At 60.0% G+C, this 13963-nt stretch carries 12 protein-coding genes; 10 read left to right on the top strand and 2 right to left on the bottom strand.

The window, feature by feature from the left end; translation table 11 throughout:
- The first annotated feature begins 121 nt into the window (after positions 1-121).
- Positions 122-2515, top strand: coding sequence for an ATP-dependent helicase (locus GS614_RS05470; protein ID WP_171362483.1), 2394 nt, complete (start codon positions 122-124; stop codon positions 2513-2515).
- 4 nt (positions 2516-2519) lie between these two features.
- On the opposite strand, the gene GS614_RS05465 is transcribed toward GS614_RS05470, so the two are convergent.
- Positions 2520-2810 (bottom strand): DUF1330 domain-containing protein, encoded by a 291-nt coding sequence (locus GS614_RS05465; RefSeq protein WP_171205412.1) that lies wholly within the window; start codon positions 2808-2810, stop codon positions 2520-2522.
- Positions 2811-3183: 373 nt separating this feature from the next.
- Positions 3184-3408, bottom strand: coding sequence for a DUF1127 domain-containing protein (locus tag GS614_RS05460; protein WP_152458673.1), 225 nt, complete (start codon positions 3406-3408; stop codon positions 3184-3186).
- Between the two features lie 967 nt (positions 3409-4375).
- On the opposite strand from GS614_RS05460, the gene mraZ reads away from it, so the two are divergent.
- The 9 genes from mraZ to murD are packed head-to-tail and all read left to right on the top strand — an operon-like array spanning position 4376 to position 13912.
- Positions 4376-4879 carry a division/cell wall cluster transcriptional repressor MraZ gene (mraZ, locus tag GS614_RS05455; RefSeq protein WP_152458672.1) on the top strand — a complete coding sequence of 168 codons (504 nt, stop codon included), beginning with the start codon at positions 4376-4378 and terminating at the stop codon, positions 4877-4879.
- A 4-nt stretch (positions 4880-4883) separates the two neighbouring features.
- Positions 4884-5879 (top strand): 16S rRNA (cytosine(1402)-N(4))-methyltransferase RsmH, encoded by a 996-nt coding sequence (gene rsmH / locus GS614_RS05450; RefSeq protein WP_171725942.1) that lies wholly within the window; start codon positions 4884-4886, stop codon positions 5877-5879.
- Entirely contained in the window at positions 5876-6244 is a 369-nt protein-coding gene (locus tag GS614_RS05445; protein WP_152458671.1) for a cell division protein FtsL, read from the top strand. The genes rsmH and GS614_RS05445 overlap by 4 nt, the downstream gene beginning before the upstream one ends.
- On the top strand, positions 6241-8028 hold the full coding sequence (locus GS614_RS05440) for a penicillin-binding protein 2 (protein WP_171167208.1): 1788 nt from the start codon (positions 6241-6243) through the stop codon (positions 8026-8028). The genes GS614_RS05445 and GS614_RS05440 overlap by 4 nt, the downstream gene beginning before the upstream one ends.
- A 22-nt stretch (positions 8029-8050) precedes the next feature.
- Complete coding sequence (locus GS614_RS05435; RefSeq protein WP_171227895.1) at positions 8051-9550, top strand: UDP-N-acetylmuramoyl-L-alanyl-D-glutamate--2,6-diaminopimelate ligase; 1500 nt, start codon at positions 8051-8053, stop codon at positions 9548-9550.
- Entirely contained in the window at positions 9547-10941 is a 1395-nt protein-coding gene (gene murF, locus GS614_RS05430; RefSeq protein WP_171725679.1) for a UDP-N-acetylmuramoyl-tripeptide--D-alanyl-D-alanine ligase, read from the top strand. The genes GS614_RS05435 and murF overlap by 4 nt, the downstream gene beginning before the upstream one ends.
- A 36-nt stretch (positions 10942-10977) precedes the next feature.
- Complete coding sequence (gene mraY, locus GS614_RS05425; RefSeq protein ID WP_171725678.1) at positions 10978-12060, top strand: phospho-N-acetylmuramoyl-pentapeptide-transferase; 1083 nt, start codon at positions 10978-10980, stop codon at positions 12058-12060.
- A 2-nt stretch (positions 12061-12062) separates the two neighbouring features.
- Complete coding sequence (locus GS614_RS05420; protein WP_171725677.1) at positions 12063-12515, top strand: hypothetical protein; 453 nt, start codon at positions 12063-12065, stop codon at positions 12513-12515.
- Positions 12512-13912 (top strand): UDP-N-acetylmuramoyl-L-alanine--D-glutamate ligase, encoded by a 1401-nt coding sequence (gene murD, locus GS614_RS05415; RefSeq protein WP_171725676.1) that lies wholly within the window; start codon positions 12512-12514, stop codon positions 13910-13912. Before GS614_RS05420 ends, murD begins: the two co-directional genes overlap by 4 nt.
- The last annotated feature ends 51 nt before the right edge of the window (positions 13913-13963 follow it).

Genomic DNA, 13963 nt, shown 5'->3' with positions numbered 1-13963 from the left:
CGGGGGTGCGGGGCGGTGGCGTGTTTGTTGAGAATTGAATGTAAAAAGAAGTGCGAAAAGTCTGTGAACAAGCCGTGAACAAACCCTTTCCCTTCGCGCTTATCCGGCGTAGTTTGGGGCTATGAGCAGTTTTGACGAAATGGACGCCTTCGAGGGCGCATCGCTGTCGGCGCGGGCCATGGCCGTGCGCCCTTCGCCCTATCTGGATGAGCTGAACCCGGCGCAACGGGACGCGGTCGAGCGTCTGGACGGACCGGTTCTGATGCTGGCAGGTGCCGGGACGGGCAAGACCAAGGCTCTGACCACCCGGATCGCGCATCTTCTCAACACTGCGCGCGCACGTCCGAATGAGATTCTGTCGGTAACCTTCACCAACAAGGCCGCGCGCGAGATGAAGGAACGGGTGGGCCGCCTGTTGGGGCAGCCTGCTGAGGGGATGCCATGGCTGGGTACCTTTCATTCGATCTGCGTCAAACTGCTGCGCCGCCATGCGGAACTGGTCGATTTGAAATCGAACTTCACCATTCTGGATACCGACGACCAGTTGCGCCTGCTCAAGCAGTTGGTGCAGGCCGCAAATATCGACGACAAACGCTGGCCTGCGCGGATGTTGCTGGGAATCATCGACGATTGGAAGAACCGTGCGCTGACGCCCGACAAGGTGCCAGCCGCCGATGCCGGGGCTTATGACAGCAAGGGCATTGAGTTGTATGCCCAATATCAGACCCGCCTGCGCGAATTGAATGCGGTGGATTTCGGCGATCTGCTTCTGCACATGGTTACGATCTTCCAGGGCCATCAGGATGTGCTGGAGCAATACCAGCGCTGGTTCCGCTATATCCTGGTGGACGAGTATCAGGACACCAACATCGCCCAATATCTGTGGCTGCGGCTGCTGGCGGGCGGGCACAAGAACATCTGCTGCGTCGGCGATGACGATCAGTCGATCTATGGCTGGCGCGGGGCCGAGGTGGGCAACATCCTGCGGTTCGAAAAGGACTTTCCCGGCGCGTATGTGGTGCGGCTGGAACAGAACTACCGCTCGACCCCGCATATTCTGGCGGCTGCGTCGAACGTCATTCGCGGCAATGAAAACCGCCTGGGCAAAGAGCTGTGGACCGAAGCCGAGGAAGGCCACAAGGTCAATCTGATCGGCCATTGGGATGGCGAGGAAGAGGCCCGCTGGATCGGCGAGGAAATCGACGCGATGCAGGGCGGTACGCGCGGTATTCGCCCGATGAACCTTGATGAGATCGCTATCCTCGTGCGCGCCAGCCACCAGATGCGCGCCTTCGAAGACAGGTTTCTGACCATCGGTCTGCCCTACAAGGTGATCGGCGGCCCGCGCTTTTATGAGCGGATGGAGATTCGCGATGCCATGGCCTATTTCCGGCTGGTGGTCAGCCCCGAGGATGATCTTGCGTTTGAGAGAATCGTAAACACGCCGAAACGCGGCCTGGGTGACAAGGCGCAGCAAACCATCCAGATGACCGCGCGCGAAAATGGGGTGTCACTGGTCGAAGGGGCTCGGATTGCGGTCGACAACGTGCTGATCAAGGGCAAGGGAGGCAAGGCGCTGCGCGAACTGATCGACGGTCTGGCGCGTTGGAATGCGATGACGCGTGGGCCACGGATCGAGGTGGACGACGATTCGGTGATCGATGACGGTTCGCTCATGCGGTTCGGCGCACCCGAGCATACGCATATCGAACTTGCGCAGATCATTCTCGACGAATCCGGCTATACCGCCCACTGGCAGAACGACAAGACACCCGAAGCGCCGGGGCGCCTTGAAAACCTCAAGGAACTGGTGAACCAGCTGGACAATTTCGAGAACCTGCAAGGGTTTCTGGAACATGTCAGTCTGGTCATGGACAACGAACAGGACAGCGACGGCGCCAAGGTTTCGATCATGACCCTGCACGCGGCCAAGGGGCTGGAGTTTCCCGCCGTCTTCCTGCCGGGCTGGGAAGACGGGCTGTTCCCCTCGCAGCGGTCAATGGACGAATCCGGGCTCAAGGGGCTCGAGGAAGAACGGCGCCTGGCCTATGTCGGCATCACCCGTGCCGAAGAAGTGTGTACCATTTCTTTTGCCGCCAACCGGCGGGTGTTCGGGCAGTGGCAGAACTCCATGCCGTCCCGGTTCATCGACGAATTGCCGGAAGATCACGTTGAGGTCCTTACGCCTCCGGGTCTCTATGGTGGCGGCCAGCCCGCTGCGGGCATTGAAACCCGTGCGGCCGAAGCGAATGTCTACAACTCGCCGGGCTGGAGGCGGATGCAGGCGCGGCAGGGGCAATACGGCATGTCGCAGCCGCGCGAATCCCGCAACACGGTGATCGACGCGACCGCAGTGGCCAGTTTCACGCTGGGGGAACGGGTGTTCCACCAGAAATTCGGCTATGGCGCGGTTGTCGGGATCGAGGGCGACAAGGTCGAAGTCGAGTTCGACAAGGCAGGCACAAAGAAAGTGGTCTCACGTTTTCTGACCAACAAGGATGACGTCCCGTTCTGAGGCGTCATATCCCTTCGACCAGAACCAGATTGGTCGAGGCGGTGGCTTGCCGGATCTTCGCCAGCTCGATGTAATCAGGGTCGTCTTTCCAGGCTTTCGCCGCGGCAAGGTCCGGAAACTCCATCAGCACGATGCCACCTTCCGGCCAATCGCCTTCGATCCGTTCTACCGGTTTCGATGAGACCGTGAGCAGGCGGCCTTTGTGACGGTCGAAGATCGGCATGAAACCTGCCAGATAATCCTGATACCCATCCGGGTCGTGGATGTCGATCTGCGCGATGAAATAGGCGGCCATTGTTTCCTCCGGATCAGAAATCAGAGGGCCATCTTACACCTATGTCAGAAAAACAAAAAAACGGCGGTTCCCAGGGAGGAGGAAGGGGAACCGCCGTCTTGTCAACATCAGAGCAGGGAGGAGGAGAGCCCCGATGTATTCGAACCCGGGTTTGAGCCCGGTATGGAGAAGACGCGGCGACGTCAGGGAGGAGGAAGGCGTCGCCGCGCGCTTTCAACATCAAGGCAGGGAGGAGGAGAGCCTCGATGTATCAGGATCCGGCGGGTTGAGGCCGGTATTTGGTGCGGCAACGTCAGGGAGGAGGAGAGACGTTGCCGCTGATAACAGACCCTAAGGGAGGAGGAAGGGCCTGATCTCGGTATTCGTGGCGCGCTTATTGCGCAATGTGATCATTGGCGGCCTGCATGGCCACTCGACGGATCATGGACCGATGCAGGCCCAGATCGGCCAGTTCACGGTCCGACAGTCCTGCCAGCTCATTGACGGTCTGGCGATACATACGATAGCGGGCAAAACGCGCCTTTGCGTTTTCGATCAAAGTTGCGATTCCGAACGCCGGTGCGCTCTTCGAGGCTGTATGTGTGCTTGCGACTGCCATGCTCATCATCCGTATTTATCTACTTTGCCGATTACGCTCGGCCCTTGCTTGAGGTTGAAAATAGGCAAATGCTGCGATTGCACAATAGGTCGCGTCGTCAATGCTGCTATGCAGCAAGCGCATAGATTGGTTCAGTTTTTTCCTTCAACTCGAAATGCGCCTTGAAACATTGGGCCTTCCCTTGGGTCACGGGTGACAGCGGAAACATGGCCTTCCCACGGCTTGCCCTCTAATTGAGCGGTGTTGGCTGAAATTTGTGCGCAATAAAACGATTTTAGACGTGCGTGTGACCGAAGCGCCAGGCAAAGCGCGGCGGTTCAACTATTCCCTGTTGCCCAGTTTACCGGTATCGCAGGTCGTAGGGCGTACTGCCTGAACGCCACGGGATTTCATGGGCCGATGTGGTTGTCGGGGGCGAAGTCCCGTCGGAATTGCGCGCGAAAAGCGAATGATTCTGCGAGATCGCTGCCCAAGGATGCTGGGTTTTTCCAATCAAAACGGCAATTCTTTACATTTTTTGGGAAATCGTGGGAAAAAAATTTCAGCCTCAAGTCATCTATATCTAGGGGGTGTTGTGTTGCTCTGGCCTATAGTTGGTGTTATTGCGTTCAAGTTTCATGGTAGTATTGTTCCTGAAGCGTGATTCATGGAACACGGTTCGCAAAATTCCTGTTGATTTCCATGAATTCCCATGGCATCCCTAATACATCCGATGAGGACGAGGCAGCAGGGGCACCAAACGACCCCGACCAAAAAAAATCAGGTTTCATACAGGCATCTCGCTTTCATCAATCAAGAGATCCGGCGCGCGGGCGAGCAGACATCCCCCCAGGTGGCGCGTGCAGCTGGACATCCCGCAAAGCGGGTCAATGCGGCGGGTTGATCAGTGGCAGCAGATCAACCCGCCGTTTTTCATCCGGGGGGAACGCGAATTTCAAGTGGGGCGCAAGCGAAAGGGACAGTCGTCTTGGCGCGCAGGTTTAGAGGTGAAAGCCACCATAAAGTGGATGCGAAAGGCAGGGTGTCGATCCCGGCCTCGTTTCGCCGCGTGCTTGAATCCTCCGATCCCAACTGGCAACCCGGCGACAATCCAGAGCTTGTGATCGTCTACGGGGATCATCGCCGCAAATACCTGGAATGCTATACCATGCAGGCCATCGACGAGGTCGATGCCAAGATCGACGCGCTGCCTCGCGGTTCGATGAAGCGCAAGATGTTGCAGCGCCTGTTCCACGGGCAGTCCTTCCCGACCAATGTCGACGAAACCGGGCGGCTGGTCCTGCCGGCAAAGCTGCGCAAGAAGATTGGCCTTGAGGGCGAGGCGTTTTTTATCGCCGCCGGGGATACTTTTCAGATCTGGAAGCCCGAGACCTACGAATCCGAAGAATTGGCGGCGACCGAGGAATGGCTGGACGGCCTTGGCGACGATGTTGATCCTTTGCAATTCCTCGATGAAGTCGAGGGCGGGTGACGGCATGGCGGCCGCGGATCACCCAAAACCGGACGCGCCTCACATCCCTGTCTTGCTGCGCCCGCTCTTGGCGGCGGTGGCGCCGGTCACGGGCGTCTGGCTGGACGGCACCTTCGGCGCAGGCGGGTATACCCGCGGATTGCTGGAGGCAGGCGCTGACAAGGTGATTGGCGTGGATCGCGACCCGCTGGCTTTTGAGATGGCGGCAGACTGGGCGGGTACCTACGGCAACCGGCTGGTGATGCAGCCCGGCGTGTTTTCTCGTATGGATGAATATGCGCAGAACCTGGACGGCGTTGTTCTAGACCTTGGCGTTTCCTCGATGCAACTGGACCAGGCCGACCGTGGATTTTCCTTCATGAAGGATGGCCCTTTGGACATGCGCATGAGCCAGGATGGCGAAAGCGCCGCCGATCTGGTCAATACCGCGACCGAGGCGCAACTGGCCGACATTCTGTTTCACTATGGTGAAGAGCGCGCCAGCCGCCGGATTGCCAGGGCGATCGTCAAAGCGCGCGCGGAAGAGCCGATCACCACGACCCTGCGTCTGGCCGAGATCATCGAATCCTGCCTGCCGCGTCCTAAACCGGGTCAATCCCACCCGGCCACGCGCAGCTTTCAAGGGCTGCGGATCGCCGTGAATGCAGAATATGAAGAGCTGTTTCAGGGGCTGATGGCCGCTGAACGTGCTTTGAAGCCCGGCGGGCAACTGGCCGTTGTCACTTTCCACTCCATTGAAGACCGAATGGTGAAACGGTTTTTCCAGTCCCGCGCGGGCAAGACGGGGCGCGCGAACCGCTATGCGCCCGAGATTGAACAGGAACAGCCGCAATTCACACTGAAGACCCGCAAGGCGGTGGGGCCTGACGAACAGGAATTGCAGGAAAACCCGCGCGCGCGCTCGGCCAAACTGCGCGTGGCGATCCGAACCGATGCTCCGGAAGGGGAAATTGAAGCGCGGGCCATCGGGATGCCGCAACTGGGGGGAAGGGCAAGATGAAGAGTGTTTTGTATGTGTTGACTGCTCTGTCCGTGTTCGGGTTGGCGTTGTGGGCCTATCAGGAAAACTACCGGACCCAGCAAGTGGTAAAGGAAACCCAGTCTTTGCAGCGCGAGATCGGAATGGCACAGGTGCGATTGGCCGTTCTGAACGCGGAATGGGCCTATCTGAACCGCCCGGACAGGCTGCGCGAACTGGCCGACCTGAACTTTGAACGCCTTGGTCTGCTGCCGTTGCGGGCCGAGCAGTTCGGACGCGCGGATCAGATCGCCTATGCCGAAGACCCGGACCTGCCCGTCGTTGATCCGATTGAATTGCAGGCCATCACTGACATTCAGGCTTTGGGCGAGGTGCAAATTCCATGACCCGCACCCCTCTGCGCCCTCTGGCCCGAATCCTTGATGCCCGCGCCAGGGGCGAAAACCCCAAGGCAATCGAGCGCGAGAACATCCGCAAGCGTCACGAGGATATGAAAGATCGCGCCCGCGCCCGCGCCGAAGGGCGTCTGCTGGTACTGGGCCTGTTCTTCTTCTGCGCTTTTTCCATTGTCGGCTTCCGCATGGGCATGTTGGCGACCTCGGAAGCACAAGAGCCTCTGGCCAGCGCGCCGGGAGCAGCGATTGCCATGCAGCGCGCCAACATCGTCGATCGCGAAGGGCGCATACTGGCCACCAATCTGGACACCTATTCCGTTTACGCGCAGCCCCCTTTGATGATCGATCCCGTTGCCGCTGCAGAGCAGTTGGTTGCGATTTTTCCTGATCTGGAAAAAGAGCGGCTGATCAAGGACTTCACCGGCAACCGCAAATTTTTGTGGATCAAGAAACGCATTTCGCCCGAGCAGAAGCAGGCCGTGCACGACATCGGTGATCCCGGCATCCTGTTCGGTCCGCGTGAAATGCGGCTTTACCCCAACGGGCGGCTGGCCGCTCATATCCTGGGCGGGTCCGGTTTTGGTCGTGAAGGCGTCAGCGCCGCCGAAGTGATCGGCGTGGCTGGTGTGGAAAAGCAGTTCGACGATTATCTGCGCGATCCGGCCAACGGTAACAAGCCGCTGCAACTGTCGCTGGACCTGACGATTCAAGCCGCAGTTGAACAGGTTCTTTACGGCGGTATGAAGATCATGAACGCCAAGGGGGCTTCGGCCGTTCTGATGAACGCGCATACGGGCGAGGTTATTTCCGCTGCTTCGCTGCCTTCTTTTGATCCGAATGACCGTCCGCGCCCGCCGACCTCGGGCTTTGACCCCTCGGACAGCCCGCTGTTCAACCGTTATGTGCAAGGCGTGTATGAACTGGGATCTGTTTTCAAGATTTTCACCGCTGCCCAGGCCGTTGAACTTGGGTTGGTGAATTCGAACACCATCATCGATACGTCCGGGCCGATGAAGATCGGCCGCTTTCCCATCGGCGAATTCAACGGCAAGAATTACGGCAAGATCAGCGTGGCGGATGTGATCGTCCACAGCTCGAACCGAGGCACGGGGCGTCTGGCCTTGCAAATCGGGGCCAAACGGCAGCAGGAGTTTCTGGACGCGCTTGGCATGTTCGATCCGACCCCATTCGAGATTGTCGAGGCCAAGGGCGGTGTGCCGCTGAAACCGAAGAAATGGGGCGAGCTCAGCACCGTGACAATTTCTTATGGCCATGGCCTGTCGACCAGCCCGATGCATCTGGCCGCGGGATACGCAGCGATTGCCAATGGCGGGCATTACGTCAGCCCGACCATTCTGCGCCAGAACGGCCCGCAATACGGGCCTCGTGTCATGTCGCAGAACACTGCACGGCAGGCGCAAAAGATGCTGCGCAAAGTGGTAACGGACGGCACCGCCAGTTTCGCCGAGGTCAAGGGCTATGACGTGGCGGGCAAGACCGGTACGGCCGACAAGCCCAAACCGCGCGGCGGGTACTATGATGACAAGGTCATTGCCACCTTCGCGACGATCTTCCCGGCCTACGATCCGCAATACGTTCTGATCGTGACGTTGGACGAACCTTCGATCGTGGCCTACGGTGAAAAACGCCGCACGGCCGGTTGGACCGCCGTGCCTGTTGCCGCCGAACTGATCGGACGCGTCGCACCGTTGTTGGGGTTGCGTCCCCGGCTTGAGCCTGAGGCGGGCGCTGCTATAACGCTGACCTCAAACTAGGCTGTCCGGCAAGAGGTGGGTCATGGGCACAAGGACGAAGAAACTCAGCCAGCTGGCCCTGACCGCAAGAGAGGGCGCAAACCCGGATATCACTGGTCTGGCCGTTGACAGCCGCGAGGTGAAAGAGGGCTTCCTGTTTGCCGCGCTGCCCGGGTCCCGCGTTCATGGGGCAGAGTTCATTCAGTTTGCCCTGCGCATGGGGGCCGCTGCAATCCTGACCGATGCCGAAGGGGCAGAGATCGCCGAGGCCGAACTGGCAGCTTCGGACGCAGCGCTGGCCGTGGTGGAAGACCCGCGTCAGGCGCTGGCCGGTGCCGCGGCGCTGTGGTTCGGCGCGCAGCCGCAAACCATCGTGGCCGTCACGGGAACGAACGGCAAAACATCTGTTTCCACCTTCGTCCGGCAGATCTGGTCCGCGCTTGGTCACGCCGCCGTCAACCTCGGCACCACCGGGGTTGAAGGTGCGTGGACAGCGCCACTGGCCCATACCACGCCCGAGCCGATCACCTTGCACCGCTGTCTGGCCGAGGCGGCCGAGAACGGCGTGACCCATGCCGCTATGGAGGCTTCGTCCCACGGCCTTGAACAGCGCCGCCTTGATGGCGTTCACCTGACTGCCGCCGGTTTCTCGAACTTCACGCAGGACCATCTGGATTACCACGAAACCTTCGAGGCCTATTTCAACGCAAAGGCCGGTCTGTTCGACCGGGTTTTGCCGCAGGATGGAACGGCCGTCGTCAACCTGAGCGATCCGAAAGGAGCCCAGGTCCGGCGGATCGCCGAGATGCGCGGCCAGTCGGTGCTGTCGGTGGGGCTGGGCGATGCCGACCTGTGTCTGATCAACCAACGGTTCGACGCCACGGGGCAAGACCTGCGCTTTGCGTGGCAGGGCCGAACGTTCCAGACCCGCCTGAACCTGATCGGCGGGTTCCAGGCCGAAAACATCCTGCTGGCCTGTGGGCTGGTGATTGCTGCCGGGGACAGCCCTGAAAGCGTGTTCGAAACTCTGCCCCATCTGACGACGGTTCGCGGGCGGATGCAACTGGCAGCCACGCGTGACAATGGAGCGGCGGTGTTTGTGGATTATGCCCACACGCCTGATGCTGTTGCCACGGCACTCAAGGCGCTGCGCCCGCATGTGATGGGCCGTCTGATTGCCGTTATCGGTGCGGGCGGGGATCGCGACGCCAGCAAACGCCCCTTGATGGGTAGGGCGGCAGCCAACCATGCAGACGTGGTCTTTGTCACCGATGACAACCCGCGCAGCGAAGATCCCGCAGTCATCCGCGCGGCCGTAATGGCAGGCGCGTCAGAGGCAGCAGGTGACGCCAGCGTGACCGAAGTCGGCGACCGCGCCGAGGCCATCCTGCGCGGCATCGATGCGCTGCAACCCGGTGATGCGCTGCTGATCGCCGGAAAGGGGCATGAAACCGGTCAGATCGTGGGGGATCAGGTTCTGCCCTTCGACGATGTGGAACAGGCCAGCATTTCCGTTGCAGCGCTGGACGGGAGGGTCGCATGACGCTCTGGACTGCATCCGAAGCGGCCGCGGCGACGGGCGGTCAGGCGACGACCGACTGGACCGCAAATGGCGTATCCATCGACACCCGCACCCTTCGGCCCGGCGATCTGTTCGTGGCGCTGAAAGCGGCGCGGGACGGGCATGATTTCGTCGCACAGGCGCTGGAAAAAGGAGCGGGCGCCGCACTGGTTTCCCGTGTTCCGGACGATGTACCGGACGCGGCTCCTCTGCTGATCGTCAAAGACGTGCAGGCGGGGCTAGAGGCCCTGGGGAAAGCAGCACGGGCCCGAACGGATGCGCGCGTGGTCGGCGTGACAGGCAGTGTGGGTAAAACATCGACCAAGGAAATGCTGGCGACAATTCTGGAAACCCAAGGGAAAACACACGCCAGCGTCGCCAGTTACAACAACCATTGGGGCGTGCCCCTGACCCTTGCGCGGATGCCTCGCGATACGGAATTTGCGGTGATCGAGATCGGCATGAATCATCCCTGTGAAATTGCCCCGCTCGCCGAACAGGCCCGCCCGCATGTGGCGCTGGTGACGACCGTGGCGGCGGTGCATCTGGAGGCTTTCGAGTCGGTGGCTGGTATTGCCCGGGAAAAAGCGGCGATCTTTGAGGGGCTTGAACCTGGCGGGGCTGCGATCGTCAATGCAGATATCGACCACGCGGACATCCTGCACCAGACAGCGCAGGCGCATGGGGCGGGGATTGTTGATTTTGGGCGCAGCGCGGCGGATTACCGGTTGACCGATGTTCAACCCGAGTCCAACGCAGTGAAGGCCAGGGCACTGGTCGGTGATCAGGTGATTCAATTCGAGGTGAACTCCGCCGGCACGCATTTCGCGATGAACGCGCTTGGCGCTTTGGCGGCCTGCGTCGAATTGGGGGTCGATCTGGATCAGGCCATCGCGGGCCTGCCAGCGTGGTCACCCGTCAAGGGGCGTGGGGTACGCGAAAGCTTGCCATTGTCAGGGGGTGGGCAGATCGAGCTTTTGGATGACAGCTACAACGCCAACCCGACCTCGATGGAGGCTGCGCTGGATGTCTTGGCCGCCTCCAAAGGCACCCGCCGCATTGCGTTTCTGGGTGACATGAAGGAACTGGGCGCCCAGGAAGAGGCCATGCATGCCGCCATGGCGGATATCGAGGCGATGGCGCGGGTGGATCAGGTTCATTGCATCGGGCCGTTGATGCAGGCGATGCACCACGCGCTGCCCGAGAAGAAACGTGGGCTCTGGTTCGCAACCAGTGCGCAAATGGCGGAACATCTGCCTGCCTTGATCCGGGATGGAGACACGGTGCTCGCCAAGGGCTCACTCAGCATGGCGTTGGCCGCGATTGTTGACGGTCTGCGCAAAATGGGGCAAGGGGGCGCGCTTGATGGGTGAACTTGCCCGCGCGCCTCGTGTGAGAAAGGTATTGTCATGCTGTACTGGTTGACCGCTCTGTCGGACGGAGGGGATTTCTGGAACCTCTTCCGGTATATCACCTTCCGCGCAGGCGGCGCCTTCATGACCGCGCTGATCTTTGGATTCATCTTCGGAAAACCCCTGATCAACGTGCTGCGCAAGAAACAGGGCAAAGGCCAGCCGATCCGTGACGACGGCCCCGAAGGGCATTTTTCCAAGGCAGGCACGCCGACGATGGGCGGGTTGCTGATTGTCGGAGCTTTGGTCACGTCAACCCTTGTCTGGGCGCGGCTGGACAACCCGTATGTCTGGATGGTTCTTTTTGTGACCTTGTCTTATGCGGCCATCGGATTTGCGGACGACTATGCCAAGGTTTCAAAACAGAATACGCAAGGGGTCTCGGGCCGGATGCGCCTGGCGTTGGGCGTGATCATCGCCGTGCTGGCATCGCTTTGGGCGACGTTGCACCATCCCGAAGCCTTGCAGAACCAACTGGCTGTACCCGTCTTCAAGGACACGCTGGTCAATCTGGGCATCTTCTATATCCCCTTTGCGATTGTCGTGATCGTGGGGGCCGCCAATGCGGTGAACCTGACCGACGGTCTGGACGGGCTGGCCATCATGCCAGCGATGATCGCAGCCTCGACCCTGGGCGTGATCGCCTATGCGGTGGGTCGGGTCGACTTTACCGAATATCTCGATGTGCATTACGTGCCAGGCACCGGTGAGATCTTCATCTTCACCTCCGCGTTGTTCGGGGCCGGCCTCGGGTTTCTCTGGTACAACGCTCCTCCGGCGGCAGTGTTCATGGGTGACACCGGATCGCTGGCCCTGGGCGGCGCGCTGGGTGCCATCGCCGTGGCCACCAAGCACGAGCTGGTTCTGGCCGTGGTCGGCGGCCTGTTCGTGGTCGAGGCGCTGAGCGTGATCATTCAGGTCCTCTACTTCAAGCGCACCGGCAAACGGATCTTCCTGATGGCCCCGATCCATCACCACTATGAGAAAAAAGGCTGGGCCGAGCCGACCATCGTGATCCGCTTCTGGATCATCTCGCTGATCCTGGCGATGATCGGTCTGGCGACGCTCAAAGTAAGGTAACGATGAAGAAATTGGTAGTGTTTGGGCAACGGTTATCAAACTGGGTTGTAGAAGCCACGTCCTTGGAAAACCAAGTTAAACCCATCTCTCTTGGATGGTTGGCGGTCGAGACATTTGCTTTCTGCGCTCTTTTGGCCGATTTGGCTCGGCGTCTTTATGAAGCAGCAAACAGCCCTAGTTTTTACTCCAAATACATTTTGGTTGTTACGGTATTAATCGTGCTTTTCCTTTTTTTGAAACAGGTTGTAGCCGTTTCTCGACTCTTTGTAGTCAGGCAGGTTCTGACTTCGAATGACGAAGAGAAGAAAGCAATAATTAGGAATGCCGTCTCAATAATCGATAGCAGAGCTGGTGTTAATGACCCACTACGATTGGGGGTTATCGTCGGCATGCTGATTTTAGCTGGGGTGGCACTTTGGTGTGGGGCGGTCGTTTTACCGGTTGTGCTGCGATGATCCCGGTCAAAGGCTTTTCAGGACAGAAAGTGGCCGTTCTGGGGCTGGGCCGGTCCGGTCTGGCCACTGCACGTGCGCTGCGTACGGGCGGGGCGGAAACGGTGTGCTGGGATGACAATCCGGCAGCCCGTGAAACCGCCGAAGAAGAAGGCTTCACCTGCGCCGACCTGCGCAAGCATGGGGCATTTGACGGCATTGCCTCGCTGATCGTTTCACCGGGCATTCCGCATCTCTATCCTGAACCGAACCCCGTGGTGGCGGCAGCCTTGGATGCAGGCGTGCCGGTGGACAATGACATCGGCCTGTTCTTCCGCTCCTTTGCCGGACCGGAATGGAACAACTACGACACGCCTCCGCGCGTGATTGCGGTGACAGGCTCGAACGGCAAATCGACGACTGCCGCTTTGATCCATCATATCCTGACCGAGGCCGGTCGCGAGGCGCAGTTGGCGGGCAATATCGGGCGCGGTGTTCTGGATATCGATCCGGGCGGTGATGGTTCGGTCGTGGTGCTGGAGCTTTCCAGCTATCAGACTGAGCTGGCCCGCGCTCTGACCCCCGATGTGGCGGTGTTCACCAATCTGTCGCCCGATCATCTGGACCGCCACGGCGGCATGGGGGGATATTTCGCGGCCAAGCGGCGCCTCTTTGCCGAAGGCGGTCCTGACCGTGCGATCATTGGCGTCGACGAAACCGAAGGTGCGTTTTTGGCCGGACAACTGGCCGAAGGGCCATCGGATGACCGGGTGATCCGTATCTCGGTGGCGCGGAAGCTGACCGGGCCGGGCTGGCAGGTCTTTGCGCGCAAAGGGTTCCTGTCGGAATACCGCAAGGGGCGGCAGGCGGGGTCTATCGACCTGCGCGCGATCAAAGGTTTGCCCGGTGCACACAACCACCAGAATGCCTGCGCGGCCTACGCGGCCTGCCGGTCGCTGGGCCTTGCGCCGCGCGTGATCGAAGATGCGCTGCATTCCTATCCGGGCCTGCCGCATCGCAGCCAGATCATCGCCGAGGCCGATGGGGTTACCTATGTCAACGACTCCAAGGCGACCAATGTCGACAGCGCCCTGAAAGCGCTTATGGCGTTCAAAAAGATCCGATGGATTTGCGGCGGTCTTGAGAAAGAGGGCGGCATATCAGCCCTGAACACGGCGACGGGCGAGGTCATCAAGGCATATGTCATCGGACGCGAAGCCGCGAGTTTTGCGATGCAGCTCGAGGCTGATACGCAGGTCTGTACGACGATGGAGGCCGCCGTGGCGCAGGCCATGGAAGATGCGGAGGCAGGCGACACTGTGCTGCTGGCCCCGGCTGCTGCCAGTTTCGACCAATATGACAATTTCGAACAGCGCGGCGATGACTTTGCAACGCAAGTCAGGCGCAGGCTGGCAGAATAGCCATTTGCAATACACCGCCGGCTGGGCCAAGCTTGGATGCTATCAGCTTGA

It is taken from the genome of Ruegeria sp. HKCCD6604 (genome assembly GCF_013110635.1).
In the GTDB taxonomy this organism is placed as follows: domain Bacteria; phylum Pseudomonadota; class Alphaproteobacteria; order Rhodobacterales; family Rhodobacteraceae; genus Ruegeria.
The sequence above is the reverse complement of the archived record's forward strand: the minus strand, read 5'-3'. Positions and strand labels throughout refer to the sequence as shown.

Excerpts from the sequence above, each read along its gene's own strand:
- GS614_RS05470 (WP_171362483.1), top strand. The coding sequence starts at position 122 with ATGAGCAGTTTTGACGAAATGGACGCCTTCGAGGGCGCATCGCTGTCG.
- GS614_RS05465 (WP_171205412.1), bottom strand. The coding sequence starts at position 2,810 with ATGGCCGCCTATTTCATCGCGCAGATCGACATCCACGACCCGGATGGG.
- GS614_RS05460 (WP_152458673.1), bottom strand. The coding sequence starts at position 3,408 with ATGGCAGTCGCAAGCACACATACAGCCTCGAAGAGCGCACCGGCGTTC.
- rsmH (WP_171725942.1), top strand. The coding sequence starts at position 4,884 with ATGGCGGCCGCGGATCACCCAAAACCGGACGCGCCTCACATCCCTGTC.
- GS614_RS05445 (WP_152458671.1), top strand. The coding sequence starts at position 5,876 with ATGAAGAGTGTTTTGTATGTGTTGACTGCTCTGTCCGTGTTCGGGTTG.
- GS614_RS05440 (WP_171167208.1), top strand. The coding sequence starts at position 6,241 with ATGACCCGCACCCCTCTGCGCCCTCTGGCCCGAATCCTTGATGCCCGC.
- GS614_RS05435 (WP_171227895.1), top strand. The coding sequence starts at position 8,051 with ATGGGCACAAGGACGAAGAAACTCAGCCAGCTGGCCCTGACCGCAAGA.
- murF (WP_171725679.1), top strand. The coding sequence starts at position 9,547 with ATGACGCTCTGGACTGCATCCGAAGCGGCCGCGGCGACGGGCGGTCAG.
- mraY (WP_171725678.1), top strand. The coding sequence starts at position 10,978 with ATGCTGTACTGGTTGACCGCTCTGTCGGACGGAGGGGATTTCTGGAAC.
- GS614_RS05420 (WP_171725677.1), top strand. The coding sequence starts at position 12,063 with ATGAAGAAATTGGTAGTGTTTGGGCAACGGTTATCAAACTGGGTTGTA.
- murD (WP_171725676.1), top strand. The coding sequence starts at position 12,512 with ATGATCCCGGTCAAAGGCTTTTCAGGACAGAAAGTGGCCGTTCTGGGG.